Source organism: Kitasatospora humi (assembly GCF_020907985.1).
GTDB classification, from domain to species: Bacteria; Actinomycetota; Actinomycetes; order Streptomycetales; family Streptomycetaceae; genus Kitasatospora; species Kitasatospora humi.
In genome coordinates this window covers 1-25158 of the sequence record NZ_JAJJPA010000044.1, presented here as the reverse complement: position 1 = coordinate 25158, position 25158 = coordinate 1, and the positions used below count along the sequence as shown (strand labels likewise).

Annotated in this window: 22 protein-coding genes and 4 pseudogenes; 10 read left to right on the top strand and 16 right to left on the bottom strand. The window is 71.2% G+C overall.

Annotated elements, in window-relative coordinates; all coding sequences use genetic code 11:
• Positions 1–12: 12 nt before the first annotated feature.
• The 7 genes and pseudogenes from LN042_RS29205 to LN042_RS29175 form a co-directional block, all read right to left on the bottom strand.
• Positions 13–1224 carry a lycopene cyclase family protein gene (locus LN042_RS29205; RefSeq protein ID WP_230054409.1) on the bottom strand — a complete coding sequence of 404 codons (1212 nt, stop codon included), beginning with the start codon at positions 1222–1224 and terminating at the stop codon, positions 13–15.
• A gap of 34 nt (positions 1225–1258) precedes the next feature.
• Positions 1259–2280: pseudogene (locus tag LN042_RS29200) on the bottom strand (DUF5914 domain-containing protein).
• Positions 2277–3269 (bottom strand): phytoene/squalene synthase family protein, encoded by a 993-nt coding sequence (locus LN042_RS29195; RefSeq protein WP_230054408.1) that lies wholly within the window; start codon positions 3267–3269, stop codon positions 2277–2279. The pseudogene LN042_RS29200 and the gene LN042_RS29195 overlap by 4 nt, the downstream one beginning before the upstream one ends.
• Positions 3266–4798: a phytoene desaturase family protein gene (crtI, locus tag LN042_RS29190; RefSeq protein WP_230054407.1), complete on the bottom strand. Its 1533-nt coding sequence runs from the start codon at positions 4796–4798 to the stop codon at positions 3266–3268. The genes LN042_RS29195 and crtI overlap by 4 nt, the downstream gene beginning before the upstream one ends.
• 542 nt (positions 4799–5340) lie before the next feature.
• Complete coding sequence (locus tag LN042_RS29185; RefSeq protein WP_230054406.1) at positions 5341–5844, bottom strand: hypothetical protein; 504 nt, start codon at positions 5842–5844, stop codon at positions 5341–5343.
• A gap of 786 nt (positions 5845–6630) precedes the next feature.
• Complete coding sequence (locus tag LN042_RS29180; RefSeq protein WP_230054405.1) at positions 6631–8070, bottom strand: nitrosuccinate lyase; 1440 nt, start codon at positions 8068–8070, stop codon at positions 6631–6633.
• On the bottom strand, positions 8067–10049 hold the full coding sequence (locus LN042_RS29175) for an FAD/NAD(P)-binding protein (protein WP_230054404.1): 1983 nt from the start codon (positions 10047–10049) through the stop codon (positions 8067–8069). The genes LN042_RS29180 and LN042_RS29175 overlap by 4 nt, the downstream gene beginning before the upstream one ends.
• A 916-nt stretch (positions 10050–10965) precedes the next feature.
• Between LN042_RS29175 and LN042_RS29170 the strand changes: the two genes are divergently transcribed.
• A complete protein-coding gene (locus tag LN042_RS29170) occupies positions 10966–11343 on the top strand; it encodes a hypothetical protein (protein ID WP_230054403.1) in 378 nt (125 codons plus the stop codon).
• 906 nt (positions 11344–12249) lie between these two features.
• Here the strand turns inward: LN042_RS29170 and LN042_RS29165 are convergent.
• A complete protein-coding gene (locus LN042_RS29165; protein ID WP_283843944.1) occupies positions 12250–12786 on the bottom strand; it encodes a phenolic acid decarboxylase in 537 nt (178 codons plus the stop codon).
• 111 nt (positions 12787–12897) lie between these two features.
• On the opposite strand from LN042_RS29165, the gene LN042_RS29160 reads away from it, so the two are divergent.
• On the top strand, positions 12898–13335 hold the full coding sequence (locus LN042_RS29160) for a MarR family winged helix-turn-helix transcriptional regulator (protein WP_230054402.1): 438 nt from the start codon (positions 12898–12900) through the stop codon (positions 13333–13335).
• Between the two features lie 69 nt (positions 13336–13404).
• On the opposite strand, the gene LN042_RS29155 is transcribed toward LN042_RS29160, so the two are convergent.
• Positions 13405–13725, bottom strand: coding sequence for a hypothetical protein (locus LN042_RS29155; protein ID WP_230054401.1), 321 nt, complete (start codon positions 13723–13725; stop codon positions 13405–13407).
• A 691-nt stretch (positions 13726–14416) separates the two neighbouring features.
• Complete coding sequence (locus tag LN042_RS29150; RefSeq protein WP_230054400.1) at positions 14417–14812, bottom strand: hypothetical protein; 396 nt, start codon at positions 14810–14812, stop codon at positions 14417–14419.
• A 677-nt stretch (positions 14813–15489) separates the two neighbouring features.
• On the opposite strand from LN042_RS29150, the pseudogene LN042_RS37450 reads away from it, so the two are divergent.
• A pseudogene (locus LN042_RS37450) lies at positions 15490–15729 on the top strand (transposase); the annotation flags it as partial.
• Positions 15730–15803: 74 nt separating this feature from the next.
• Here LN042_RS37450 and LN042_RS29140 read toward each other — a convergent pair.
• Positions 15804–16556 carry an aminoglycoside phosphotransferase family protein gene (locus LN042_RS29140; RefSeq protein WP_230054399.1) on the bottom strand — a complete coding sequence of 251 codons (753 nt, stop codon included), beginning with the start codon at positions 16554–16556 and terminating at the stop codon, positions 15804–15806.
• A gap of 334 nt (positions 16557–16890) precedes the next feature.
• Here LN042_RS29140 and LN042_RS29135 point away from each other — a divergent pair, with 334 nt between their 5' ends.
• Positions 16891–17166: a transposase gene (locus tag LN042_RS29135; protein ID WP_230054398.1), complete on the top strand. Its 276-nt coding sequence runs from the start codon at positions 16891–16893 to the stop codon at positions 17164–17166.
• Complete coding sequence (locus tag LN042_RS29130; RefSeq protein ID WP_230054397.1) at positions 17163–17660, top strand: transposase; 498 nt, start codon at positions 17163–17165, stop codon at positions 17658–17660. The genes LN042_RS29135 and LN042_RS29130 overlap by 4 nt, the downstream gene beginning before the upstream one ends.
• On the opposite strand, the pseudogene LN042_RS38110 reads toward LN042_RS29130, so the two are convergent.
• Together LN042_RS38110 and LN042_RS29125 are read right to left on the bottom strand one after the other, a co-directional pair.
• Positions 17617–18163, bottom strand: a pseudogene (locus LN042_RS38110) (hypothetical protein). The gene LN042_RS29130 and the pseudogene LN042_RS38110 overlap by 44 nt on opposite strands.
• A 108-nt stretch (positions 18164–18271) precedes the next feature.
• On the bottom strand, positions 18272–19186 hold the full coding sequence (locus LN042_RS29125; protein WP_230054396.1) for a CPBP family intramembrane glutamic endopeptidase: 915 nt from the start codon (positions 19184–19186) through the stop codon (positions 18272–18274).
• A gap of 127 nt (positions 19187–19313) precedes the next feature.
• Between LN042_RS29125 and LN042_RS29120 the strand changes: the two genes are divergently transcribed.
• Together LN042_RS29120 and LN042_RS29115 are read left to right on the top strand one after the other, a co-directional pair.
• Positions 19314–20540 carry a sensor histidine kinase gene (locus LN042_RS29120; RefSeq protein WP_230054395.1) on the top strand — a complete coding sequence of 409 codons (1227 nt, stop codon included), beginning with the start codon at positions 19314–19316 and terminating at the stop codon, positions 20538–20540.
• Positions 20528–21178 carry a LuxR C-terminal-related transcriptional regulator gene (locus tag LN042_RS29115; protein ID WP_230054394.1) on the top strand — a complete coding sequence of 217 codons (651 nt, stop codon included), beginning with the start codon at positions 20528–20530 and terminating at the stop codon, positions 21176–21178. Before LN042_RS29120 ends, LN042_RS29115 begins: the two co-directional genes overlap by 13 nt.
• Before the next feature lie 142 nt (positions 21179–21320).
• Here the strand turns inward: LN042_RS29115 and LN042_RS29110 are convergent, their stop codons facing one another.
• The gene (locus LN042_RS29110) at positions 21321–21644 is read right to left on the bottom strand and encodes a hypothetical protein (protein WP_230054393.1); all 324 of its coding nucleotides are present in this window, start codon (positions 21642–21644) and stop codon (positions 21321–21323) included.
• Between LN042_RS29110 and LN042_RS29105 the strand changes: the two genes are divergently transcribed.
• Positions 21631–21846: a replication-relaxation family protein gene (locus LN042_RS29105; RefSeq protein WP_230054392.1), complete on the top strand. Its 216-nt coding sequence runs from the start codon at positions 21631–21633 to the stop codon at positions 21844–21846. The two genes, LN042_RS29110 and LN042_RS29105, sit on opposite strands and share 14 nt — an antisense overlap.
• Before the next feature lie 508 nt (positions 21847–22354).
• Here LN042_RS29105 and LN042_RS29100 read toward each other — a convergent pair.
• The gene (locus LN042_RS29100) at positions 22355–23206 is read right to left on the bottom strand and encodes a hypothetical protein (protein WP_230054391.1); all 852 of its coding nucleotides are present in this window, start codon (positions 23204–23206) and stop codon (positions 22355–22357) included.
• 28 nt (positions 23207–23234) lie between these two features.
• Here LN042_RS29100 and LN042_RS38240 point away from each other — a divergent pair.
• Together LN042_RS38240 and LN042_RS29090 are read left to right on the top strand one after the other, a co-directional pair.
• Positions 23235–23656, top strand: a pseudogene (locus tag LN042_RS38240) (transposase); the annotation flags it as partial.
• Between the two features lie 175 nt (positions 23657–23831).
• Positions 23832–24338 carry a hypothetical protein gene (locus LN042_RS29090; RefSeq protein ID WP_230054390.1) on the top strand — a complete coding sequence of 169 codons (507 nt, stop codon included), beginning with the start codon at positions 23832–23834 and terminating at the stop codon, positions 24336–24338.
• A gap of 275 nt (positions 24339–24613) precedes the next feature.
• Here LN042_RS29090 and LN042_RS29085 read toward each other — a convergent pair whose 3' ends face one another.
• Complete coding sequence (locus LN042_RS29085) at positions 24614–25030, bottom strand: hypothetical protein (protein ID WP_230054389.1); 417 nt, start codon at positions 25028–25030, stop codon at positions 24614–24616.
• Positions 25031–25158: the final 128 nt, after the last annotated feature.

The window sequence follows — 25158 nt, the reverse complement described above, 5'->3', positions numbered from 1 at the left end:
TGGGCAGGCGGGTCACGGTACCTCCGTGGCTGGGTCGGCAGTCTGCGCGCGGGCGGAGCCCAGGTGGTGCCGGGCGAGGTCGAGGCAGCTGCGCAGCATCGGCCGCAGCGGGCTGCGCAGGCCGACGGCCAGCTCCTGGGCGGGGTTCGAGGTGCCGTCGAGGAAGCGCAGCACGTTCGCGGTGCGGTTGGCCCGGAACAGGCGGGTGAAGAAGTCGGGTCCGATTCGGCCCTGGTCGAGGGCGCGCAGCACGACGGCGTCCATCAGCAGGTGGCGCCTGGGGTAGGGCCTGGGCGGCACGGGTGGGCGGCCTGCGGCCACCGCGCGGGCCGTGGCGCGGGCCTGCCGCTGGCTGGTGGCGAAGCTGTAGCCGGTGGCGGGGCGGACGGCTCCGCCGGCGGTGCCGATCCGCAGGTGGCGGGCGCCGTCGGCCCGGGGGTGGGGGGCGTCGGTCATCGGCACGGCGCCGGCCTCGACCGCCGTGACCTGGTAGTCCCCGACCCGCAGCACCTCACACAGGTAGGCGGCGAGGGGCTGGTGGTAGGCGGGCCGGGGCCACGGCGCGCGGCCGAAGACGGTGTACTCGACCAGCGCGTTCCGGTCGTCCAGCGGCAGCAGGTAGCCGAAGGCGAGGCCGGTGCCGGGTGGCTGCGGGACGCGGAAGTCCATGAGTAGTGGTGCGGCGGGGTCGAAGGCGGGCCGCTCGGTGCGGACGAACCAGCCCTCGAAGTGCTGCACCAGGTTCGTCCGACCGCCCGGGGGCTGCGGGCGCGGCCGGGAGTCGAGCACCCAGCCCGCGCGCAGCGTGCTGCTGGCGCCGGCGTGCTCGACGGTGACTTCGGCGTGGCCGGGCCGGGTGCGCACGCGGGTGACCGTGCCGGTGACCCGGCCGGAGCCCGGCGTGCGCGCCAGCCGGCCGAGGACCGCGTCGGCGAGGTGATCAGAGCGCAGCATCTTGTACCGGCTCGGTCCCAGTGGGTGGCGGGTCCGCAGGCCGTCCGCGGACCAGACGTCGGCGTGGTCCCAGCTGGCGGTCAGCAGGTCGTCGAAGGCCCCGGGACCGGTCTCCCAGTAGCACCAGGTGCGCGGGCCGGGGCGGCGCGGATCGGTGCGGTCGGGTTCGACCAGGGCCACGCTCGGACCGCCGGGCACGGCGCACAGGTGGTGGGCGAAGGCGAGCCCGGCGGCGCCCGCTCCGATGACCGCGATGTCGACGCTCCTCACCCGGGCACCCTCCCCGGGCGCGCGTCGGCGCCGTTCACCTGGCGGCCCCGTCGGGGCGGGCGCGCAGCGCGTGGCGCCGCTCGGCGTAGGCGAGGTCGTCGCGCCAGAGCCGCGCGCAGGCCCGCCGGATCAGTGGCCGGGTCAGGGGCGCCAGCGCGCGGGCGAGCGCGAAGCCGGTCCGGTCGGAGGCTGCCACGACGGCTTCGGTGACGATCGTGCGGGCCGGCTCGCCTGGCGCGCAGACCGGGGTGGCGTGCGTTTCGACGGTGCTGCCGACTCCCTCTCCCTCGATGATCTCCATGACGACGGTGCGCGGCCCCGGCGCGGTGAAGGCTGCGGTGACGGGCACGGCCAGCTGCCGGCCGAGCCGGAAGTCGAGCCGGACGATGAACCGGTCCGCATCGGCGGCCAACCGCCCGGCGGCTGCGCCGGCGGGCTCGCCAGGACCGTCAGGGCCCCGAAGGAGTGCGGGTGGAACCAGGCGCCGTGCCACGGGTCGAGGCGGTTGGCGATCACGTCCTGCGGCTCGCACCGGCCCGCGACGCTCAGCACGGCGGTCAGCGACGTCCGCAGCTCCAGCCGCCGGACCAGCGGCGGTGCCGGGGTGGCCTGCTCGCCGCCGGCCTGGTCCAGCCGCACCCAGAGCAGCAGGCCGTCGTCGTGGCACGGGTGGGTGCGCCAGGCCGGGGTGCCCCCGGGGCCGAGCCGCATGCCGTGCCAGCGGCAGACCAGGTCGCAGCCGTCCACCGCACTGTCGCCCAGCGCGGCGCCCAGGTGCGGGCAGGCACCCGGCCCGGCGTGCACGCCGCCCGTCCGGTCGCGCCACACCACGAGTTCCCGTCCGGCGACCCGGCGTGCCGCGGCCCGGCCGGGCGGGAGCGAGCGGCTGGCGCCGATGACGTACCAGTTGCCGGCCGCACGCGCGGTGCAGCGGGCGAGCGCCGCCTCGATCACCGCCGCCCGCGCCTCGGGCCAGGCGGGCTGCTGCTCCAGCCACCGCTGCCGCCGCACCCGCCGCAGCGGCAGGCCACCACCCGGCCGGCGCCGTTCGCTCACCGCGTTCCTCTCACGTGCTCGGCGGCGGCCTCGCCGACCGGGTCCACTCCGCGCCGCGCGGCCCGGCGCGCCGCCAGCACGCCGTACAGCCCGATGGCCGCAACCCGGGCGCGCCGACGCCTGGGCACGGACACCCGCCGGTGCAGCACCGCCATCGGACCCGCCTGTTCGATCTCGTCGAGGATCCCCCGGTAGAGCACCAGCGCGGCGCCGACGCACGGCCGTGACTCCACCGCCAGCATCGGCACGCCGAGGGCCGCCCACCGGTAGAGGCTCCTGGCGTGGCCGATCTGGTCGCGCAGCGCCGCGACCACCCGCTGGTCGCCGCGGCCCGTGCGCCGGCACCAGGCCAGCAGCCCGCGGTCCACGCCGTGGGCGGCGAGCTGGTCGGCCGGCAGGTAGACCCGGCCGCGGTCCAGGTCTTCCCCCACGTCGCGGATGAAGTTGGTGACCTGGAAGGCGATGCCCAGGCCGGCCGCGTGCGGGGCCGCGGTCCGGGGATCGGTCACCGTGCCGAGCACCGGCAGGCACTGCAGGCCGATCACGGCCGCCGAGCCGTGCATGTAGGCCCTCAGGTCCGCGAAGCTCGGGTAGTCGGTGGTGTGCAGGTCCTGGCGCATCGCGGCGAGGAAGTCCTCGAAGTACCGGTACGGGATGCGGTAGCGGCGCGCGGTGTCCGCGACGGCCACGCAGACCGGTTCGCTGCTCCACCCGGTGGCCATCGCGCCGCGCAGGTCGGCCGCCAGCCGGTGCAGCGCCGCGGCGCGGTGCTCGACCGGTACCCGGCACCGCTGGTCGTCGACGATCTCGTCCGCCCACCGGGCGAACCCGTACAGGGCGTGCACGGCGGGCCGCCGGTCGGGGCTGAGCATCCGGGTGGCGAGGAAGTAGGTGCGGCCGTGCGCGGCGTTGAGCGCGCGGCACTGCCGGTAGGCCTCGCGCAGGGCCGGCTCGGCGATGCCGGCCCGGTGCAGCTCGCGCGAGCTCACCGCGCCGCTCCAGCGCCGGCCGGTCGCGAGGCGGCCCGGCCGGTGGTTCCGGTGGCGCCGGTGACCCGGGCGGCCGCCAGCTTGCCCGAGAGGAGCACCGTAGGCACCCCGACCCCCGGCGTCGTACCGCACCCCGCGAGCACGACGTTCTGCTCCCCCGGCACCAGGTTGCGCGGCCGGAACGGTCCGGTCTGGCCCACCGTGTGGGCGGCGGAGAACGGCGTGCCGGCGCCGAACCCCTCGGCCAACCAGTGCGCGGGGGTGACGACCCGTTCGAACTCGACGGCGTCCGCGAACCCGACCAAGCCCCGGCGCTCCAGCTCGCGCACCAGGGCGTCACGGTACCTGGGCGCCTCCCACGCCCAGTCGATCGGACCGGTCCGCAGATTGGGGCAGGGCGCGAGCACGTGGTGCAGGTGCCGTCCCGCCGGGGCCAGTGCCGGGTCGGTGACGGTGGGGTTGGTGATCAGCAGCGACGGATCCGTCATCAGCCGACCCTGGCGCATCACCTGGCGGAACGTCGATTCCCAGGCCGCGCCGAAGGAGAGCGTGTGGTGCGCCAGCCCGCTCCAGCGGCGGCTGGTGCCGGCGTGCAGCACGAACGCCGACGGCGACCAGCGCAGCGGCAGCATCCGGCGGGGGCGCCGGCCGAGCAGCCGGTAGGCGCCGGGCAGGTCGGCGGTGACCACCACGGCGTCGCAGCCCAGCACCTCGCCGTCGGCGGTGCGCACCGCCACGACCCGCCCCGAGGGGCCGCGTTCGAACGACTCGGCGGTCGTGCCGTACCGCAGCTCGGCGCCGGCCGCCACCAGAGCGGCGGCGAGCGCGCGCGGCACGGCGTGCACCCCGCCGCGCGGGAACCAGACCCCGGCGACGGTGTCCATGTAGGCGATCACGCCGTACGCCGCGAGCGCGCGGGCCGGCGCCACTCCGGCGTAGAGCGACTGGAACGAGTAGAGCCGCCGCAGCCGGTCGTCGCGCAGGAAGGAGGCGACCTTCGGGCCGAGCCGGCCGAACCCGCCCAGCGCGACCAGCCGGGCCAGGTCCGGGCCGAGCAGGCCGAGCGGCGAGTCGAAGTTGGCGTCCACGAAGGAGCGCAGCTGCGCCCGGTAGAGCTGCTCCAGCCATGACCGCAGCCGCCGATAGCCGGCCGCCTCGACCGGACCGGCAGCGCGCCGGACCTCCTGCTCCATCCGTTCCGGGTCGCTGTGCACGTCGATCGTGGAACCGTCCGCGAACCGGGCCCGGTAGGCGGGGTCGAGCCGGACCAGCTCGACGCGTTCGCGCAGCGAGCTGCCCGCGGCGGCGAACGCCTCCTCCAGCAGGTCGGGCATGGTCAGCACGGTCGGCCCGGTGTCGATCCGATAGCCATCGTGTTCGAGCAGACCGGCCCGGCCGCCCGGCTGCGTCCCGCGTTCGACGACGGTGACGCGGCGGCCGGCGGCGAGCAGGTGCGCGGCGCACGAGAGTCCGGCGAGGCCCGCGCCGACGACGACCACGTGATCGGTCCTGCCGGTGACGGACTTCATCCCGCCGTCCTTCCTGGGACCGGGTCTGTCGGCGCGGGGGCGGGCGACCGCGCCGCAGCCGGAAGTGGAGGACCTGGCCAGCCGCTGGGGCCAGGCGGTTCAGAATGTATCCCTTTTCCCCATGAATCGGATGTTTCCACTCCGGGACGCGCCCCGGCCGTCCCACTCAGAACGCCATGAGCCTCAGAAGTTCGCGGCGTAGCAGCTGCCCCGAAGCGGCATTCGCGGAACTCGCGCCAGAGCCCGGGATTTCCCCACAGACGGCCGGTTGCCACCGTCACGTTCCGGGCCCGACGGTGGCGGGGTCGGCGGCGGTCCTCGCTCGGGTGTTCAGCGCCTCGGCCGGAGGATGACTCGTCGGGAACGCCCGCTCTCACCCGGCGCCTTCCTGCCGGCAACGGCCTGGCTCCGTGCGGCGTGCCACACGGACCCAGGCTGGTTGGGGGTGCCGTGGCGTCGCGGCTTTTCCCGCTGCCGGCGGAGGAGGAGGAGCACGACTGACCTGCGGTCACCGGCCGGGCGGGGCAGAGGTCCCGCGGAGCTCAGGCCCCGGCTGGGGCGGCCGGGTGGGCCAGGAGGTCGAGCTGGCGGTGTAGCAGGGCGCTGGCGCCGGCTTGGTCGGGGGTGGCGGCGGTGAAGTAGTGCAGGTAGATCGCGGTGTCTCCGCGGTGGGTCATCAGGATCACGCCCGCGTTGCCCAGCTTGTCCAGCTTGGTAACGGAGAGTCCGGTGGCCTGGTCCGACGCGTCGTCGAAGACAGTGCCTTCGTCAGTGTGATCGCGCCAGGTGTTGGTCACTCCGTCGTAGAAGCTCTCCGCGCCGGTGGCGGCGGAGAACTTGATCAGGTAGGCGTGCACCTGGGTGCCGTCCTGGGCCCTCCAGCCCCGGGTGGCCGCGACGACGAAGCCGCGCCGGGTCATCAGCGGCAGTTCCTGCTGCTGGGCGTCCGGAGCGTACATCAGCTTGACGAAGGAGTTCAGGTCCTGGGTGCCGGTATCGGCCGGCCACTCGTGGGCCCCGGGCGGCAGCGGCAGCAGACTTGCCATCAGGGCGGCGTCGGCCGGGGTCGCGGCCGTGGCGGAGCCGGACGCGGAAGCCGAAGCTGAAGTCGATGGTGAGGCAGGGGGCGTGACCGTGGCGGCCGTGCCGGGGCGGGTCGAGGCCGCGACGGTCGGAGCCGGCTGGTCCGGCCCGCACGCCGTCAGCGCGCCTGTCAGGGCGACGGCGACGGTGGCAGCGCGGAGGGAAGTGGATATTCGCACGCCGGGATCATAGAGCGGAGCCCCCGCGTGCGAGCAGCGCACGCTCGCCGTCACACCGGTCCGCTCGGCCACCGTGAACGTCGACGGACACGACTTACTGGTCGCGGCCGTCGACCCGGCCCGGCTCAACTCCCGTGCCGACGGCGTCGGTCGGGCTCGGGCACTGACCGGCGAAGCCGCGCTGAGCGGTCTCGCCGACGGCCCCAAGAGCGTTCGAGTCACTGTTCCAGGGCGACCCGGCAGCAGCCTGCGGCTCGAACCCGGGCGCGGTAGCCTGCCGTTCGCGCTTCAAAGCGGGGCCGTCCTGCCGGTGCGGATCCGTGACGGCTGCGGGGCGGGCTGGCGACCAGGGGGGCGGACTTCGAGGACGCGGGCGGCTGGCTGCTCACCATGAAGAAGTCAACGCTCGCGCCGAACGACTACGCCGGCTACCGAGCCTGCGTCGAACGCGACCCCATTCAACGCCTTTGGTGCAGGCAACGCCCGGGACTGGCGGCGGGCGGCCAACAAGCAGGGGCGGGATCCGCGCGATCGTGCGCGAATCCCACCGAGGCTTCGTACAAGAGTTCGTCAGTTGTCTGTTTCGGTGCCGGTCGTGGGGCTGATCGCTCGGTCGACCAGGGTCGCGGCGGCGCCTGTGTAGTTCGCCGGGTCGCACAGCGCGGCTAGTTGTTCGGCATCGAGCAGCGCGCTGATTTGCGGGTCGGTGCCGAGTACCACGGGTAGCGGGTCGCAAGTGCGCTGTGCACGGGTGGAGGCGTCGGTCAGTAGTGTACGGGCGGCGGTTTTGCCGAGTTGAGGGGCGAGGACGGCGGCCAGGCGTTCCGAGACGACTTGGCTTCCGGTCAGGTGGAGGTTTTCCAGCATCCGATCCGGGCGCACCTGCAGGCCTTCTGCCAGTTCGACCATCGTGTGCGCGGCACCTCCGGCCAGTCGTAGGCATTCGCGCAGCATTTGCCATTCCGCGTGCCAGGCACCGCCGGAGCGCTCGTCCTCGGCGACCAGGCACTGGGTGAGCGCGGTGGCGATCGGTGGGACCTGGATGGCTGCGGAACGGATCAGGGTGGCCAGTACGGGGTTGCGCTTGTGCGGCATGGCGGAGGAGCTGCCGCGGCCGGGTGCACCGGGTTCGGCTACCTCGCCGACTTCGGTGCGGGTGAGGTTCTGCACGTCAATGGCGATTTTGCCCAGGGCGCCGGCGGTGAAGGCCAGGGCCGCGGCGAGGTCGGCCAGCGGTGTGCGCAGTACGTGCCAGGGCAGTGTGGTGCGGGCGAGGCCGGTTTCGGTTGCGAAGGCGTCGAGCAGCTCGTCCAGGTAGCGTCCGGGGTCCGGCTTGCCGGCCGTGCTGTCGAGCCGGGCGTACTCCAGGTAGCCGGCCAGGGTGCCCGCTGCGCCGCCGAGTGAGACCGGCAGGCCCTGTTCGTGGACCCGAGTCAGCCGCTGCTCGGCGTCCAGGAGCAGTTGCCGCCAACCGGCTGCCTTGAGTCCGAATGTGGTCGGCACCGCTTGCAAGGCCAGGGTGCGCCCGGCCATCGCCGTGTCGCGGTGCTGCTCGGCGAGCAGCCTCAGGGCGGTCGCCGCCCGGGCCAGGTCGGCTCGGATGATCCGCAGCGCGCGCTTGGCCACCAGCATCGCGCCGGTGTCGAAGATGTCCTGGCTGGTGGAGCCGCGGTGGACGTACTCCGCGGCGGCCGGGTCGGTGGTGGCCACCTTGCGGGTGAGGGCCTGGACCAGGCCGACCACCGGATTGGCGGTTTCCCGGGCTGCCAGGGCGAGTTCACGCAGTGAGAAGTATTGGGCCCGCGCCGCCGCGGTGATCGCTTCGGCTGCCGTCGGTGGCAGTGTCCCGAGCCGGGACTGGGCGCGGGCCAGGGCCGCCTCGGCGTCCAGCATGGCCTGTAGCCAGGCCCGGTCGCTGACCGCCGCCTCGACGGCGGTGCCGGCGCGCACCGGTGACAGCAGCCCCGCGTCTTGCTGGTCCCATTCGGTCTCTTCCTGCTGGGCGGTCACACGATCACCCCGGTGCGGATGGAGTGGGTCATGGCTGGTTCCTCGTCGGCGGTCGGCTGGGGTGCGGTGGCGGGCAGGGCGAGGACGGCGCGGGCGATCGCGTCGGAGTCCCCGAGCGTCACCGAGTCGACACCGGGGCGGATGCCGGCGGCCGTCACCCAGTGCACGGATTCGGTCGGGATACCGTACGCGAAGCGGCGCGGGTGTGCGCGGGCGTGTGCGTCGAGCACCCGGTAGGGGCGTTCGGTGACGGCCAGTCCGCCGGTCTGGTAGTCGCCGGTGGCCGAGCTGATCCGGTAGGGCACGGCCTCGCCACGCGCCACCAGGTCACGTAGCAGCGGATCACCGGTCCGCCGGAGGTCGGGTTCGTGCAGTCGGGCTTCGATCAGCACCGTGGCGTGCACCGGTGCACCGGGGACGAGTGGGCTGGAGGCCATGAAGGTGCCTGTCGCCGGGTCGATCCGGATCTCGGTACCCGGCCCGGTCAGGTCCAGGATCCCAGCCTGGATCAGGGCTGACATCTGCTCAATCCGCGAGGTCGGCGGGCCGATCGACAGGAAGGCGTTGAGCGGCGTGTACCAGCGCTCCAACTCGTCGCGGTGCGAGACGCCGTCCAGGCCGCCGTGGTCGACCGCGAGCCGGATCTCGTTGCGCAGGTCCCGCAGTACGTCCAGAGCCGCCTTGAGCGGACCGCTCAGGTTGCCCTCGCGGGCGGCGGCCACGTCGTTGGCCAGGTAGTCGAGCAGCCAAGCCCGGAAGTCGTCCCGGTCGGCGAACTTCCTCTCGCCGTAGGGCTTGGCGAGCCGCTGCCAGCTCCACCGTTGCTCCGTGGCGATGCCGAAGGCGTCGAGCGGCGCCGCCTGGTCTTCGGCCGCCAGGTAGGCCTCGACGAAGGCCTCCCGCTCCGCGTCACGACCGTGGGCGGTGAGCAGCGCACCGTAGTAGACGCTCTCCACCTCGCGGGCGATCAGCGGCCACAGGTCGGTGGCGAAGGTCACCTGGTCGCCCTTGTCCGCGCGCTCGCGCAGCTGCGCCACGTACTCGCCTGTGAGCAGCTTGGGGTGGTAGCGCCCGAACGCGCCCTTCTCGTTCTCGCCCCGGGCGTGGTAGGGCACCCCGCGCCGGGAACTGGCGAACAGGCGCGGTTCCAGGCCGGAAGGCCGGTAGCTCAGTTGCCCGTCGGCGCCGCGGGTGAAGACGCCGCCGCGGCCGACGGTGAACAACGCCATGTGGTCGAAGAAATTCAGCCCGAGGCCGCGCAGCAGCACCGGCTGGCCGGGCCGGATCCCGCTGAGGTCCTGGTCGGCAGGGTTGCCCGGGTGAATGTAGGTCAGCCGATGGGCGGCGGCCAGCTCGGCGGTGGCCGCTTCCTGCTCGGACGGCTCGGTGGGCACGTGGCCTTGGGCCAGCACGACCGCGTGCAGGCCGTCCAACCACAGGCCGTTTTCGAGGCGGACGGCCTGGCGCGCCCCGTCGGGCCGGCCACCACCGGTTTCGGCGTCGGTGACGGCGACCGCACGGACGCGGTGCACCTGGATCGTGACGTGCTCGGGCGCCCTCGCCACCACCTCCTGGAAGGCGGCGGCCAGGTAGGCGCCGTAGAACGCCCGGGTGGGGTAGGCGTTCGGGGTCAGATCGCGGGCTTCGGCGAGGGACCGGTCGTCGAGGTCCGCCGAGCCGGTGTCGGCAAGCTTTCTGGCCCACTCGTAGAGCGTCGGGCCCGGCTCGATCGGTCCGTCGATCCGGCAGCTGTCGTCGGTGTACACGGTGATCTGCGAGGCCACGGTGTTCATCAGGAGGTGGCAGGACTGGTCGGTCCGCCAGACCTTGCCCGCCCCCGGCCGGAACGGATCGACCACGTGCACTTTGAGGCTCGAACTCCGATGCTGTGTGCGCTCGTTGGCGCAGATCCGCTCCAGTACCGATAGCCCGCGGGGCCCCGCACCGATGATGCAGACCTCAATCCTGCTGGCGGTCATCTGCGATTACTCCCGAACTCGGTGAACTGAGCAGGTTGACCGTAAGCCACCCTTCGGCCACACAATGAGCCACTCGCCGACCGTTCCTGTGGGCCACTTGCGGTCAGCCGGCCCTCGATCGCCCATGCACGACCTGGACGACTTCTGTCGTCTCCGGGTATTGACGTGACATCACCTGACGTCACCGAGTGCGGTGCGGGATGATGCGGGCACCGATGCCGAATGCCGCCGTGTTCCCCTCGCGCCGCCAACCCGCCGATCCGCCACCAGGGATGGCCAGCGGTCGCAGCGCCCGGTGGACGACGTTGCGGTGGCCGCGTACGACGCCTGCCAACAAGGTCCACGTCTCGCTGTCAACCGGGCGGGCGAGGCCGCGCAGGACGAGCGGGACGGGGTCCGCCGGCCCGGCCCGGCCGGAGTTCGAGCTGCGCCGCGCCGCGCCGCGCCGAGGAGAGGCTGATGCGGCGGTCTGCGCCCAGGCGGCAGGGCGGCCGCCAGGGTGCGCGGCGCGATTGCGGACCCGCACCTGACCGCCGAGCCCCGAGGGCCGCCCTGCGCCCGCCCGGACCGGCACGGCGCTTGCCGTTCGCCTCACCGGGCCGGCACCCGGCTTTCCGGCTCGCCACCCCCGCGGCGACGGTATCGGCCCTGTCGGCCGATCACCCGAACCGGCGACCCTCGCCATCGCTGGTCCCGGCTTCGGCCGGGCAGGAAACGCCTCGTCGACCCGAAGCCGCGACGTTCACGAACCGATGACACGACGACTACTCTTCCGGCCGTAGCTTCACAGGAGTTTACGAACGGCGCCTTGATCCCGATCCGGTCGGCCAGCCACAGTCAAGTCTCGCTCATCAGCGTCAACTCTCCATCCAGACGCCGAACTTGAGTCCGTACCCGGAACAACAAGGGAGTCCCGATGACCAGGACCGCTGTACGCCTCGCCGCTCCGCTGCTCCTTGCACTGGCCACTTTCGGCGTCGCTGCCCCGGCCCACGCCACCACGACGCTCACCACCGGCTTCGGTGTCGGGGCCTGTACGGACGACGGCCTGATGCCGGGCAAGGTGAACGTCGACGAGTTCGACTGCCAGGCGTGGGCCAGCGGGGGCACCGGCAGCTACACCTACACCTTCACCGGAGTGGTCAACGCCACGTTTCTGGGCTACATGAGCAGCCCCGACGACGGCTGGGGCATGTGCAACGACGGCCAGCACACGACCATCCAGGTCACCGTGACGGACTCCTCCGGTGCCACCGCGACCGCCCGGACCAGCTTCCTGTGCGGCCGGCTCTAGCGATAGGCGCCCCACAGCTCCGGTGGCCCGTCCGGCCCGGTCGGCCGGGCCACCGGTTCCAGGAACCGGTCGGGGGCCGGCCCGCCAGCGCCGGCGGTGGCGTCCCCGGCACAGTCCCCGAGTCTGCCGGCGCCGCTCCCACGCCTGCCTCGATCCGCCGGGCTGCCAGCTCAGAAAGCTGGTACCAGTACTTCAGCAAGGAGCTTCTGGGCAGCGGCGACTGGACCTTCTTCGCGCGGGCTCTCAGCGCGGCAACCGTCTATGAGTAGTCGAACACTGGCGCCACTCAGAGTACTCGCGGTTCCCGCTCCACAAGATTTTCGACAGAGCCGCATTACGTGACCGTCCACAGGGGTCACGACTCCGACGTCAGAAATCATGGGCTCGTCGTGCCTGGCGATCGGACCGTGGCCGTGGTCCCAGGCCCAATTCCCGGCGGTGACCCCGCCGATCAGGAAGAGGGGGAGCACCATGCCGAGGACGACCGGCCACCTGCGGGTCGTGGTGCGCTCACTGGTCTGCATCGTGTTGTCCCCCGTCGTCGGCCGAGCGGTATGCGGTCTTGATCACGACGCTACCGGGGTTCGGTCCTGCGGCCCTGAGCACGGGTACTCAGATTCGGGCTCAGGCCGTAGACGCCCACGACGGTGCGGTCCTCGGCGGAGGCGGGCGAAGCGCTGCCGGTTGGTGACCACTTGGCCGGTGTCGTCGACCACGCGCTGGGGCATCGTGGCCCACACTCGGCCGGCGTGGACGTCGCGGCGCAACACGGTGGTGCCGGGCTGGAACAGGCTGCTGTCGGTGTAGGTCACGGCGCAGAGTGTTCCCAGGACCCGGGACCCGGGGCCTGCGGCGACCGGGGGCAGTGGGGCCGGGCCGAGGCGTCCCGCTGCTCCCGAACCCGGTTCAGTTGGTGCGGTCGGACCAGCCCGCGGGGAGGTCGCCGGGGGCGACGGAGATCACGTCGTCGTCGTTCTCGCCGACGTTCTCGAACAGGGTGATCTTCGCGAACTCCGGGACGATGTAGATGGGGTAGGTCGGGCCGGCGTCGCGGAAGGCGCGCATCTCGTCCAGGTGGTCGTTCTGGAACAGGACGGTGCGCTCGCCGTGGTTGCGGATCCAGTCGGGGAAGAAGATCACGCCGTGCAGGACCCGCTCGGCGGGGATGATGTTGACGCAGACCGAGGTGCCGGTCGGCTCGTTCCAGGAGACCTTGTAGACGCCCTGGGTGAGCATGACGAGGTCGACGCTCTGGCCCTTGACCCAGCGGCCGCCGACATGGCCGGTGTGGATGCGGTAGTCGATGGTGGTGGCGTTCTTCACGTACATCTCGTACTGCCAGCCGTTGGCGTAGGTGTAGATGAAGCGGTGGCCGACAATGCCGGACAGGTCCTGCTGGGGAACGGGGTTTTCGATGGTGGTCGGGTACTGGGTGGCGGTCATGGGGTTGCGCTCCTTGCCTTGACCGGGGCGGGGGCCTGGTTGGGGGCCGCATCTCCATTTTGACTCAAAACTATTTTGTGTCAAATGGAAAAGTTGGGCAGACTTTCCCCTATGGACACTGCCTCCGAGCTCAGCCGCCTCCTCGGGCCCCTGCGCCGCGCCGTGATGCGCGCGAGCCGCAGTGCCGCGGGGCTCCCCGACCTTCCCGAAGCCCAGATCGAGCTGCTGCGCGCGCTCGCCGCCGAAGGCCCGCTCAGTCCGCGCACGGTGGCCCAGCGGCTCCGGATCGCCCCCTCCACCGTCAGCAACCTCGTCAAGACCATGGTGGCGGCGGGCCTGGTGAGCCGCGACCCGGACCCCGGCGACCTGCGCGCGGTGGTGCTCACCCCGTCCGCCGCCGCCCTCGACCTGCTCGACCGCTACGACCGCACCAGCTCGGCCGCCCTGGCCCACGCCATCGATCAGCTGCCCGCCGGCGAACGCGACACGCTGGCAGCCTCGCTCCCGATCCTCGCCGAACTCGTCACCGCACTGGAGCAGAGCGGGTGACCCAGCTCGGCCGCCGGCTCTACCTCCCCACCGCTCCGCTCCAGGACCCCACCTGAGCGGCACCGCCACTCACTCCATAAGCCAGTCATCCACGCTGCCGCTGACTTTGTAGAGGAGGCGGGAGGAAGATCCCGCCACGGCCTGGAGTCCAAGATTCCCGCACTGGTTGGCGGGGCCGCTGACAGGCAGTGCTGCGGCGAGCGCTGTGCCGATTCCTTGCGCCTGAGCGGTGGCGCCGTTGGTTCGGCCAGCCATGCCGCTGTTGGCGCAGGCGTTGTTGATCGCGCCGTTTCCGAAGCCAATGATCGTGGTTGCACCGGCTGATGTTGAGGCGACAGACGCCCCTGCAGCAGCAAGTGCGAAGGCAGAGATCGTCCTGATCAAAGTCATGTACCCCTAACGAAACTCGGACGCTTCCGTTTTCGCCCGAACGATGGTTCACACCGGCAACCACCTGCCTAGCTGCGGCCAGCTGATCCGCCCCGACGTCCTCAGCTCGCTACGACCCAAACCGACGACCTCCCAGTGGGCCGAGATCCAGGAGCAGCACTTCCCGCCGATGGACTCGGTCCCGAGCGCAAGGACTGTCCGGCCGGTCGGGTGAAAACGTGCCCAACCGGGCGACGCGGCTGCTCCGTTCGTCCTCCAACCTGTCAGGGGACGTTCCTAGCGTCCCTGGTATGACGAACCGCCTGCACACCACCGCCCGGACCAAGCCCCGGACCGGCACCTCTGCGGTGCTCCCCTTCGGCCCCGCCCGCAGCACAGTCACCGGCCGGCGGTGGACGGCATGAGCCTGACCTCCGGCCTCAGCTGCCCCCGCACACCACTGCGCGGCTTCCTGGACCGGGAGATGTCCGCCGGCCCCAAACCGCTGCGGGAGACCTCCGCGTCCGGTACGCCGCCGAACCTGTCCTGCTGCCACCTGCCCGGGCGGTGGCCTGCCGGAGCCCGTCGTGCCACGCCGAGGCGTGGCAGGCCGGCGCGCGCCTGAGGACCTGTGAGGACTGCCTGGAGTTCGGCGCGGGTCGGTGGCCGAAGGTGTAACTTCACGACGAGGGCCGGGGCCGTTACTCGGGTGTCAGGGTGGGGGAGGGACGGCGCGAGACAGGGGTTCCAGGTCTCCGTAGAGGGCGGCGTGGAGTGCGGCGGCGAGTTCGCGGGCTCGTTCTTCGCTGCGCACGCCGTGCATCATGAAGTAGACGGGTCCCGTGTAGGCGCCTAAATCGACCTCGCGGTCGTCGACCAGGCGCAGGATCGCGGCTCGGATGACATCGTTGACGGCGTCGGCGACCGTGTGGCCGGAGCCGGCGGTGAGGGTGTCCGCCTTCACGGTCCACTGGCGGCGTTTCTCGGATTCGATGGCGACGAATACGACGTTGTGCGCCATGGCGTTGCGGTAGACGTCGTGGAAGGCGTCGGTACCGGTGGCGTCCGGGATGAGGTGGGCGGGGCAGGGAACCGGTAGGGGCTGCACTCGTGCATTCTGCCAAGAATCGACGTTCATTCGAGCCCGCGACGCGATAGCGGGCACCTGCGATGACCGACATCACCACCCCGACCACCACACGGGCCCATCCCGGCACCGACAGCGGCCCGGTCGGGCGCCCAGCGCTTCCCGGTCTCCACCGGCACCAGCACACCCCCGCGGGTGCTGCTGCCGGACCCCGGTGCGCCGGCCGACCAGGCGCGAGGCGTTCCTGCAGCTGCTCCGCTACCAGGCCCAGGTGCTCGTGAAGAACGGAGGATCAAGGACTCAGGACGCCAAGGGCGTTCCGGGGTTACAGGGAATCCCAGGTGATGACCGGGCGTTCTACCAGTGGCGTTGACGTTCCGCGGTGCAGGCTGTGACTGAGCATCACAGTTGGCCAAAAAAGAGGGCGTGCCGCCGGTACCCGACGGGTACACCGAGCCGATGGCCCCATTACGTAACCTGCATCTATTGACCGGCTTTCTCCCGCAGATGGCCGAGCACCTGTCTGATACCGCGGCCAGCGTCACCACGGCCCGGGACCACTTGACAGGGCTCGGCTGGGACCTGCGGTGGACCGTGGTTGTCGACGGGCCTGGAGACTGATCGGCCGTCTGCTGCGCGTCCTGGTGTTGGGCGCTGTCGAGGTGCCGCGCCGCAAGGGCGACGCCGTGCCCGCCGCCTCGCGCGGCTACGACGCCGGAAAGAAGATCAACGGCCGCAAAGGGCACATCGGCGTCGACACCCTCGGCCTGCCGCTGGTCGTGATCGTCACCGCGGCATCCGTCAGCGACCGCGACGCCGGCCACGACCTGCTGCAGCGCCTGCGCGCCCGGCACCGCGCCATCATCACCCTGGTCCGGGCCGACGGCGGCTACACCGGCTGGCTCGTTGACCTTGGTGGTTGTTGCCGTTCCGATCTTGAGGGGTGCCAGTCGAACGGGAGTCTCGATCTGGTGAGCGTGACTGCTGCCGTGGAGCCGACACCCACATACCGTTATTCGATCAAATGCCGGTTGGCTCGGCTCCATGCGACACGATCTCGAAGCTCGTCCAGATGGCCTTCGGCAACCCAGGTGGCCTGGGGCTCGTGGCCCTGCTCGGCGAGGCGGCGAACAGCGTCGATGTCCTCTTCCTGAACGCCAATAACGGCGTCGACCAGCCCCGCCGTGTCAGTGAGGCCGTACGCACTGGCGAACACCTCAAGGCGGCGACGCCGGTCGGGCGGCTGGGGGTAGCGCAGCCGGCGCACGCACTCGGCGTCATCCCGGAACGGAGCGGCGTACTCGAGCGCGTAGGCGACATCGTGCAACCGCTGCGCCGGACGGGCGTGGTCCCAGTCGATGATCCCGATCGGCTGACTGCCGCACCAGACGACGTTCCACGGCCCGAAGTCCCCATGGCAGATCACCTCATCGCCCACAGGTCCAGCGGTCTTGGTGGACCAGCAGGTTGTGCCAGGAGGGCGGTAGCCGGCGACGGCGTCGTGGTACTCGCGCAGCAGACGGGCGAAGGCGATCAGGCCGCGGTCATCGACGACCTTGGCCCAGCCGTCCGGGCCGGACTCGCCATCAATCCAGGTCAGAACCTCCCTCCCCTGCTCATCGAAGCCGAGCACACGGGGTGCTTGCTCATAACCGACGGCCTCAAGATGACGAAGCAGCCCGTGAACCGCCGGTGTCCAAGGCGCCGCCGGTCGGCGCACCGTGTTGCCGATCCGCTCCACGCGGCCAAGGTCTTGTGATGTCACGTGGCAAAGGTGGCGAAGTGCCGGCCGGGACGCAACTGACTATCGCGCCACTGGTGGCGAGCCGTGGAGGCACTGCCAGTCGCACGGGAGTCTCGATCGACTGAGCGTGACGGCTGTCGTGCATGAAAGCAGGACCTCCTGGTAGCTCAAGGGATGTCTACGCCAACAAGCCGTCCAGGAGGCCCTGTTGTCGCGGCTTTACGGCATCGCGGGAGCGTGGTCCACTTCGGTCACTCTTGCGTGTGACTGCCTGGCACACCGGTTCGGGAACGCCGGCGATCACGGGGTGCGCGAGCGCCGCTACCTGACGGACATCTCCGACGCGGAGTAGACGGTGGTACGGCCGCTGCTGCCCGTGCCTGGCTGGCTGCGGGGCCGGGGCGGGCAGCCGGAGGCGTACTGCCACCGCGCGATACTGGACGCGATCCGCCACCTGGTCGACAACGGCACCAAGTGGCGGGCCATGCCCGCAGACTTCCCGCCGTGGGACCGGGTCTACGCCTTCTTCCGCCGCTGGCGTGACCACGGCCTGGTCGAGGAGTTCCACGACCGGCTCCGCCGCACAGTCCTGAGAAGGCGGGCCGTGATCCGGAGCCGAGCGCGGGAGTGATCGACTCCCAGTCGGTCAAGGCGGACGCCGTCGTCGGCGCCGACAGCCGCGGCTTCGACGACGGCAACCTGGTCAAAGGCCGCAAACGGCACGCAGTGGTCGACACGTTCGGCCCGCTGCTCGCCGGCATGGTCACGAGCGCGAATGTCGGCGACCACACCGCCGCACAGGCCCTGCTCACCCAGGTCTGCGCCGCGCACCACATGCTCGTCCTGGTCCGGGCCGACGGCGGCTACACCGGCAGCCTCGTCGAGCACTGCCTCGCCGCCCTCGCCCTGGTCCTGGCGATCGTCAAGCGCAGCGACGGCATGCGCGGCTTCGTCGTGCTGCCCAAGCGCCGGATCGTGGAGCGGTTCTTCGCCCACCTGATGCGAAGCCGCCGCCTGGTGCGCGACTTCGAGCGATCCACCGGCACCGCTGAGGCGATGATCTACTGGTCGATGACGCAGCTCATGACCCGCCGCCTGGCCCGGCCAGGCCCGTCGCGAGCGTGAACCGGCCCGATGCCGGCTCGGCCAGCCACCCCCGCGCCGCCAGCCGCTTCGCCTTCGACCGCAACGCTTCCACCTTCCCCGGTACAGGATCCAGGCCGAAGCAGGCGGCCATCTCCTGGCATGTCAGCGACCCCTGGCCGAGCCGGTTCCGGTCCGCGAGAGCCTGCGGGATCCGCTGGTAGTCCACCGACAGCGCCGACCAGGCCAACCCCGCACGCCACATCGGCACCACCGACTTCGGCTTGGCCGCCTGCGAAGGCCCGGGTCTGCACCGGCGGTTCACCGTGGTCCGGCAAGTCCTCGGCGGCGTCCGGCCCGTCGGCATCGCCGCCGCCCGGAGCCGGTACCTCGCCGACGCGTGAGCGGGCGATGACCCACTCGTTCCACTCCCGCTCGACCACGGCCGGCTCCGCGTCAATGCGGTCGGCCTCCTCCCGCAGCTCGTCCATGCGACGGCGAGCGATGAGCTCACGCTGTTCCAACAGCCCCACGACCGACGGCATCCCCGACCTCAACCAGAGCGACGACTCGACACGTCACCACTCCCCGAGACCACCGACCTATGCATGACCAGCAAAACGCAGCCCTCAAGCCCGGAAAGCAACAGCTTCTTAAACGTCAAGCCCGGAAGCCGTCTTCTTAGCGGACTTGATCGCTGCGTCGTCGCCGGGAGCACAGTGCCTGGCGCGCCGTCGGTAGGTCAGCCAGATGGCCAGCACGGCGATGGCGCTCGCCGGCCAGGTCGAGATGCTCAACGGCCCGGCGAGCAGCGGGTCGACGAGGTGGTCCGAGCTGTCGCGGGTCAGCGGCAGCGCGAACTCGTTGAGTGACAGGTGCGTTGCGACGGCTGCCCACACCGACCCGGTGGACAGCCGGACGGTGGCGATCACCGTTCCGAGCAGCATGGCGGTCACCACGGCGACGGGTATGCCCAGCAGCACCGGATGGCCGGGGTAGCTTCCGCCGAGCGCGGTCATAGGGACGTGCCAGGCTCCCCAGATCGCGCCGCCGATGAGTAGGCCGCGGGTCCTGCCGTGCCGTAGCAACCGGGGTAGTAGGTAGCCCTGCCAGCCGAGCTCCTCGCCGAAGTACAGCGGAGTGGATACCAGCGCGCTCAGCACGAGCGACGTGATGGTGGCGGGTCCAGGCAGGTGCGCGGGGGTGTACCAGCCGGCGAGCGTGGCCACGGTCAGGCCGGCGGCGGTGAGGCCGAGTGGGATCGTGAGGGCGGTCGCGACGGAGCGGACTTCGTGCCGCCACGGTGTGGCCCGGGCAAGTCCGAGGAGCCGCGCGGCCTCACGCGGCCCTCGGTGGCGCGCAGTGAGACCGAAGGCAGTCAGCGCCGGCACCAGCATCATGAGGATCATGCACAGCGCCGCAAGCCGCGGCGTCCCCTGTGCAGCGCTCGTCCGACGCAGGCCGTCGAGCCACAGTGGAAGCATGGTGATCCACGCTCCGATGAAGCTGACTGCCAGGAAGGGGACGAGACCGGGGCGCGAACTGCCCAAGGTGTTCGTTCGTTTCATGGCCGTGACGCTACGAATCTCGGGGTGACCGCGGCGATCGTGCACGCTCGCCGACCAAAGGTGTAGCGGGCTCCACTGCGCCGGGGGGCCGAGGAGGGGAAGACTGGCCGTCGTGAATGAGTTTTCGATGGCGCGAAGCACGGCGCGTTCGGCCCGTGCCGCCGGATACTGCGTGGTCGCGTTCGTCCGTGGAGTGACCCTGGTCGTGCTGGTGCCCATGATGATGTACTCGGCTGTGCTCTGCCTGGTCGGCGTGGGTCTGATCGTCCTGCCGCTTGAGCTCCGGTTGCTGCGCTGGCTGGCCGACAGCGAGCGCGACCGGCTGGGACGGTGGGCGGTGACATCCACGGCACCGGCCGGACCCCACGCGGGAAGGCGCCTGATGGCGGTGCTGTTGGACCCGGCGACCGGCCGCGACCTGCGCTGGGCGCCCGGCATGATGGTCGCCGGCACCGTGCTCGGGCTCCTGGGCGCGGCGCTGTTCCTGTTCCCGGCGGCCGTGCTCGTACTCGTATGCCTGTGGTGGTTGTTCCCCGCGGACGAGCCGGTCAGGCTGATGCTGAGCGTCCCGATCGACGGATGGGGATCCGCGATCTACGTCGGAGTGCCTCAGTTCCTGCTTAGCGTGCTGCTCGCCCTGTTCGGCCCGCCCCTGCTGGCCAGGCTGGAGGCGTCTGTGAGCCGGTGGCTGCTCGCCCCCTCGGCCGCCACGATCCTCGCCGAGCGCGTGTCGACGCTGGACCGGACCCGCATGGGGGCGATCAACGCGCACGGCAGTGAACTACGCCGCATCGAGCGGGACCTGCACGACGGCACCCAGGCGCGGCTGGTGTCCCTCGCCATGCAACTCGGGCTCGCCGAGCGGACGCTCGGCTCCGACCCCGCGGCGGTGGGCCCGCTGCTGGCCCGGGCGCGAGAGGGCGCTGAGGAGGCGATGGCCGAGCTGCGCGACGTGCTGCGCTCCGTCTACCCGCCGATCCTCGCCGACCGGGGCCTCACCGGCGCGGTCTCGGCGGTCGTCGCCCGCTGCCCGATACCCGCCACCGTGGAACTCGGTGAACTCGGCGACTTACCGGCGCAGGTCGAGGTCGCCGTGTACTTCGCTATCACCGAGGCGCTCACAAACGCGGCCAAGCACGGCCACGCCGCTTCCGTGTCGGTCGCCCTGACCCGGGCCGGCGGCAAGCTCCGCGCGGATATCACCGACGACGGCCAAGGCGGGGCAACGGAAGGCCACGGCACGGGGTTGCGCGGCATGCGGCAGCGCGTTGAGGCAGTTGACGGCGTGCTGCGGGTGCAGAGCCCGCCCGGCGGACCCACAGTGATCACCGTGGAGTGCCCGTGCGAATCCTGATCGCCGAGGACAACGCGCTTCTCGCGCAGGGACTTTCCGCGATGCTGGCGGCCTTGGGGAACGAAGTGCTCGCCACGACCGAGGACGCCGAGTCCTTCGTGGTGGCCGCTGTCGCCCACCGGCCGGACGTGGCCGTGGTGGACGTCCGTCTTCCTCCGTCCTTCACGGACGAGGGTATCAGAGCCGCGCTTCGCGCCAGGCAACGCCTTCCAGGACTGCCCATCCTCGTGCTCTCCCAGTACGTCGAGGACACTTATGCCCGAGAGCTACTCGCCGATGGCACCGGCGTCGGCTACCTGCTCAAGGACCGAGTCGCCCGCGTCGACGACTTCGTTGAGGCGCTGCACCGGGTAGCGGCCGGCGGCACGGCGCTGGACCCTGAGGTGGTCCGGCAACTGCTCGCGACGCGCAACAACCCTCTGGCGCGGCTCACCGAGCGCGAACGTGAAGTACTCGCGATGATGGCCCAGGGATACGGAAACTCTGAGATTGCCGATCGCCTCGTGGTCACCGAGCGGGCCGTGCACAAGCACGTCGGAAACGTTTTCGTGAAGCTCGACCTCCCTCCCGAGGACAGTGGCCACCGGCGGGTCCTTGCGGTTCTCACCTACCTCGGCGCCCCCCAGCGCGAACCCTGATGTCTGGGAATAGAAGCTGTCTTCTCAGCCCGACTCCGTCGGAAATCTTGGTCGCTGCTGCGTCAGCTGACGGCTCGTCATGAGCGTAGGCGCGGGATCGATGCCCTGTTGGTCGAGGTAGTCCTGAAAAGCTGTCGGTTGGTCACGGGAGCGCGCCTTCGCCGGGAGGCTGCTTGCTGAGGCGTTCGATGTTGACGGCGATGGCGGTCAGCACGTGCTGCGGTGTGTGCCGGCCTGCCCTCGGTGGCGGCAACGGCGCACACGTCGTGGCCGACACCACGGGCGAACTCGCAAGTGGTGCCCTCGGTACCAGGCCCTGGTTGACCTGCCCGGCGCACTTCGCCCGCGGCCACTGGGTGTCGACGACCACAGCCAGGTCGATGCCGTCGAACCGCCGCAGCCGCAGTCGCAGCCGCAGTCGCAGCGGCCGGGCTGGATCGTGCTTCGGCGCCGTGCCTTCCGCCAACCCGAACGGCTCGACCAACGCCCTGCGCTCCGACGTCCTCGGTGCGCTCGGCGTCCTCAAGGTCGCCACCGCCGACCAGCGCCAGCGCCTGCTGCGCCCCGGCGCGGCGTCGAACACCGTGATCCGGCAGGCGCTTGGCGATCTCGCGCTGCACGGCCTGGTCGCCTCCGACGGCAACACGAAGGTGCGGCACAAGACCTGACGGCTGGAGGGCACGGCCGGGCCCTCACTCATGGCGACCTCCTTGCCCTCCGCCGTCGCCTGCACGAGGTCGCGGACCTGTTCGGCGTAGGTGTCGTGCCACTCGTGGGGGTTCCAGTCGGTGGCGAGCGTGTCGCTCAGCTGCTCGGCTGGGCCGAGCTCCCGGTCCGGCACCTCCACCTTCTCGGCGTCGGTGAGGTTGTCGAGCTCCTTGCGGGGGTCGCGGATCTCGTCGGCGACCGCATCGTTCGCGCCACCAGCATGCCCTGCTCGGGGTGCACCGCGGTCAGGTACTCCTTGCCGCGCATCGTGAACAGCGCGAGGCCGGCCTTGCCGGCCTGGGCCACGGCGCGCTGCAGCAGGCGTAGACCTTGATTCTCTGGGGGAAGAGGTGCGGCACGGGGCGAGGTGGGACGACTTCGTGCAGCTCAGTGCCGGTACGCCGTGAGATCACTGTGTGCAACAGTCGTTGCACCACCCCTCGGCAGGGTGACCTGTCGTGGTAGCCGTTAGCGCTCTGACCGTTCTGGTTCGCCGGTAGCGAGTGGGGGACAGCTGTCGTGCTCGTCGGGATCGTCTGCGTGGGATTGCCGATCGGCGGTGGTGAGGGCGAGGAGGCGTCGGAGGCCGCGCCCGGGAGCGAGATCACGATCCCCAGTAGCGCGACGGGACGTTGCCATCTCGACGGTGCCGGAGAGGCGGTAAGCGGTGGAGGTGTCGATGCCGAGGGCGGCGAGCAGGTCGAGGGCGGTGGTGAGGGGCGAGGCGCCGGCCAGGCGGCCGGCGGCGAGGTGGGTGGGGAGGCGATTGGTGGTGGTCAGAGTGGTCCATTGGGTGGTGGAGAGGGCGAGATAGCGCAGGCCGGGGAGGTCGGCGAGCGTTGTCAGGTCCGGGGCGGGGGAGCGGGACAGGTCGAGGGAGCACAGCGCGGGCAGGGTGTGCAGCGGGGCGACGTCGATCGGGGTCTGGGAGCCGACGGCGAGTGAGGTCAGGTGGGGGTGGCCGGTGAGCGGAGTGAGGTCGGTTCCGTCGGTGAGGTTGATGGCGAGGTCCTCGAGGGGTAGTGCGGCCAGGGGGGACAGGTCGGCGGTGGTGCAGCGGTTGGGGTGCAGGCGCCGCAGGTGCGGGGTGGCGTGGAGTGGGGCGAGGTCGACGGGCGAGGGGGCGTCGTTGGGGTCGATCGCCTGGACGCCCGGCGCGAGCCGCTCGTCCAGGGCCGAGACCACCAACTGGTGCGCGCCGTCCTCCAACTGCTGCGGGGCATAGGGATCGGGTCGGCCCACCATCTGGCCGAGCCAGGCGGTGACGGAGGAGGCGACGTAGCGCGGCCCGTCGTTGAAGTCCCGGCTGACCTCGATCACCTGGCCGGGTCGGCCGCCCGCGGCGGAGATGCTCGGTTCGCCGGCACGTCGGGACCAGCGGGCCGGGGGCGGGCTGGATCTGCGCGGGCTGATGCTGGACGGCAAGCGCAAGTCGATGCGGCCGATGGCCGAGCACCTGGGCGTGGACCATCGGCAGCTGCAGCAGTTCGTCTCCTCCTCGACCTGGGACTACTCCAAGGTCCGTTAGCGGCTTGCCGTTGGGCTGCCTCGCACATCTCTCCCGAGGCGTATGCCATCGACGATGCCGGCTTTCCCAAGGACGGCTACGTCTCGCCCGGGGTGGCGCGGATGTACTGCGGTGCACTGGGCAAGCGGGGCAACTGCCAGATCGGCGTCAGCGTGAACCTGGTGTCCGACCGCGCGTCCTCGGCCGGCGACCTGCGCCTGTTCCTGCTCGAGAGCTGGGACGACACCAAGCACGGTCAGGACTCGCGCGGGAACCGCTCGCGTACGCCGGGCTCATGATTGTCCGGCACGAGAGCCCCTGTCACTCTTTCGAGCGATATGTCATCTGTACGGAGGGCTTCTACCTTGGCAGCGGCACATGCCATTGGCCTCTGCTTCGGGAGGAACCATGCGGGCCCTACGCAAGAGTCTCATCGCCGTGACCGTCGCCCTGCTTGTGGGTGCAACGACCGTGGCGACGCAGAGCAACGTCAGTGCGGCTCCGGCCGCGCCCTTGGCGACCTACGGGATCCAGCATCTGAACACGCAGGTCGATCTGCCGCCCGGCACCTGGACCGACACCCCTCTGGAGGTTGTTCTCCCAAGGTCCGGCAGCTACGAACTCGACGCGAACGTCCGTGGACGTCTGGACGGTGTCCCCCCGCTCAACACGTACATCACCGCGCGGCTGTGGGACGTCGGGGCCGGTGCGCAGGTGCCGCAAAGCGCGCGACTCGTCTACCAGATCATCGACTACAACGCGGGCAACGCCGAGACCGGCGGCAACGCGACCGCACCGATCAGCGAGCTGATCAGGGTCAACGGCCCGACGGTCATCCGGCTGCAGGCCCTGCGGACCGACGCGGTCGGGGCGGCGAAGATCGCCCAGATCTACTCCGACTACTACGGCTACACCTCGCTGCGCTACGAACGGGTCGGCCCCTGACCATCGCTCGCCGGGCCCATCGGCGCAAGGCCGGCGATGGCGGCGAGCGCGATGGTGGTGTGCGGCCGCCGAATCCGCTTCGATGCGGCGGTCGCCTCCACCCGTGAGCCCTACACGACTCGCGTCGGTGGATACGTGACGCCCCCGCGTTCAACCAGGGCGCGCAGGAGGACTACACGCAGCGCCTGAGGACCCGTGAGGACTGCCTGGAGTTCTGCGCGGGCTGGTGGCCGAAGGTGGAACTTCACGACGAGGGCCGGGTTGCTACTCGGGTGTCAGGGTGCGGGAGGGACGGCGCGGGAGAGGGGTTCCAGGTCTCCGTAGAGGGCGGCGTGGAGTGCGGCGGCGAGTTCGCGGGCTCGTTCTTCGCTGCGCACGCCGTGCATCATGAAGGAGACGGGTCCCGTGTAGGCGCCTAAATCGACCTCGCGGTCGTCGATCAGACGGAGGATCGCGGCTCGGATGACATCGTTGACGGCGTCGGCGACCGTGTGGCCGGAGCCGGTGGTGAGGGTGTCCGCCTTCACGGTCCACTGGCGGCGTTTCTCGGATTCGATGGCGACGAATACGGCGTTGTGCGCCATGGCGTAGCGGTAGACGTCGTGGAAGGCGCCGGTACCGGTGGCGTCCGGGATGAGGTGGGCGGGGCAGGGAAAGCGCCGACGGCCGCCGTTGCCGCTGCGATCAGCCACGCCCTACGTACCTGCCACCGTGCGGGTGCATGCCAGCGCCCGCCTGGGCGGACCTTCTCGGACGCGGCACCAGCAGGAGCGGACAGGCTGGGCGAAGCCCTGTCAGGCGGAGGCGTCGTGGCCCTCGA

Excerpts from the sequence above, each read along its gene's own strand:
- LN042_RS29120 (WP_230054395.1), top strand. The coding sequence starts at position 19,314 with ATGGCGCGAAGCACGGCGCGTTCGGCCCGTGCCGCCGGATACTGCGTG.
- LN042_RS29175 (WP_230054404.1), bottom strand. The coding sequence starts at position 10,049 with ATGACCGCCAGCAGGATTGAGGTCTGCATCATCGGTGCGGGGCCCCGC.
- LN042_RS29125 (WP_230054396.1), bottom strand. The coding sequence starts at position 19,186 with ATGAAACGAACGAACACCTTGGGCAGTTCGCGCCCCGGTCTCGTCCCC.
- LN042_RS29160 (WP_230054402.1), top strand. The coding sequence starts at position 12,898 with ATGGACACTGCCTCCGAGCTCAGCCGCCTCCTCGGGCCCCTGCGCCGC.
- crtI (WP_230054407.1), bottom strand. The coding sequence starts at position 4,798 with ATGAAGTCCGTCACCGGCAGGACCGATCACGTGGTCGTCGTCGGCGCG.
- LN042_RS29170 (WP_230054403.1), top strand. The coding sequence starts at position 10,966 with ATGACCAGGACCGCTGTACGCCTCGCCGCTCCGCTGCTCCTTGCACTG.
- LN042_RS29185 (WP_230054406.1), bottom strand. The coding sequence starts at position 5,844 with ATGGCAAGTCTGCTGCCGCTGCCGCCCGGGGCCCACGAGTGGCCGGCC.
- LN042_RS29155 (WP_230054401.1), bottom strand. The coding sequence starts at position 13,725 with ATGACTTTGATCAGGACGATCTCTGCCTTCGCACTTGCTGCTGCAGGG.
- LN042_RS29165 (WP_283843944.1), bottom strand. The coding sequence starts at position 12,786 with ATGACCGCCACCCAGTACCCGACCACCATCGAAAACCCCGTTCCCCAG.